Consider the following 1,229-nt stretch of genomic DNA (forward strand, 5'->3'; position numbering starts at 1 on the left):
TTAGCAATATATGGTGGGTCTTGATGGACTCGAACCATCGACCCCTGCGTTATCAACACAGTGCTCTAACCAACTGAGCTAAAGACCCGTCTTCATAACCCCTAAAACTTTATGGTGGAGGATGACGAGCCAGAACTCACCACTTAAAACCTTGATTCTTAAAGGTTACTGCCGTTGCAACTTAATTACTCACCCTTAAAAACACCCCAACCAAATCATCTCACTTCAGAGCATATCGCTAAAACATTAATACGTTTTTGTCTGCTTTGTCGCTGTTGCGTCGTCACATCCAAGACAGAAATTATGAACTGAACTCACGCCCCTGTCAACACTATTTTTCAGATATTTTTTAGATTTCTGCGTTTCTTATTCTTGCGTTGATATGCAAAGCCTCTTAAACACTGGTTTGGCAAGACAACAACATCAAAAAAACTTTTTTCGGCATTGTCAAGTTAACTTAAAACGGTTGGAAATTCCCTCAAAGCCAAGCTTCACCTCATCCAATAGACGGATTTTGGGTTAGGTTTCGCCAGAATTCAAAACTACGCGCACGTAAAATTCGGTGTGTTTTAGCCGAAGTTTTGTGTGCATCAAATCTAAAGAAATCATAAATCGAACCGAAGTTGCTGAGAAATCGCTGTGCTTGACCCAGTGATTTGAAACAGCGCATTTTGGCTTCACGCAATCGAGTGGCTTGATGTGAGTTCTCTGCCCGGTTGTTCGCGCCTTTGTCTCGGATATGCCTTGCTCCAGAAAATACACACTTACTTGGTTTGATATAGCTTTTGAGCTTATCCGTCACTATGCTTCTTGGATAAGCACCCTGCTTTCTCAGCTTCTTAAGGAACTTCAAAGCCGCTTGAGCATTGCGTTTACGCTGAACCAATATGTCTAAGGTTTGACCATCTTGATCGACCGCGCGCCAAAGATACATCATCTCGCCGCCAATTCGACAGTACACTTCATCCAAATGCCAGCGGTCGCCACACTGCTGATGTTTCTTAATGCGCTTGGCGTATTGCGAACCAAATTTCAAACACCAATAACGCACGGTTTCATAAGTCAAATCCAAACCTCGCTCAGCCATCATCAGCTCAATATCACGGTAACTCAACGAAAACCGATAATATAGCCATACGCAGTGACTTATAACTTCGGGAGGAAAACGATGGCGAGCATACAAATTAGTTGGGTTCATACCGCATTCTAACTCAGACTCCGTGCTTTAC

1 protein-coding gene and 1 tRNA gene are annotated in these 1,229 nt (G+C 43.0%); both read right to left on the bottom strand.

All coding sequences use genetic code 11. The annotated features are described in order from the left end of the window. Positions 1–11: 11 nt before the first annotated feature. Positions 12–88 (bottom strand) — tRNA-Ile (locus tag IE082_RS11055). 408 nt (positions 89–496) lie between these two features. Then, positions 497–1,198 (bottom strand): IS6 family transposase, encoded by a 702-nt coding sequence (locus tag IE082_RS11060; RefSeq protein WP_189493964.1) that lies wholly within the window; start codon positions 1,196–1,198, stop codon positions 497–499. Between the last annotated feature and the right edge of the window lie 31 nt (positions 1,199–1,229).

This window comes from Formosimonas limnophila (genome assembly GCF_014652675.1).
In the GTDB taxonomy this organism is placed as follows: Bacteria; Pseudomonadota; Gammaproteobacteria; order Burkholderiales; family Burkholderiaceae; genus Hydromonas; species Hydromonas limnophila.

Bases quoted from the DNA above. Each gene is read 5' to 3' on its own strand.
- IE082_RS11060 (WP_189493964.1), bottom strand. From the start codon at position 1,198: ATGAACCCAACTAATTTGTATGCTCGCCATCGTTTTCCTCCCGAAGTT.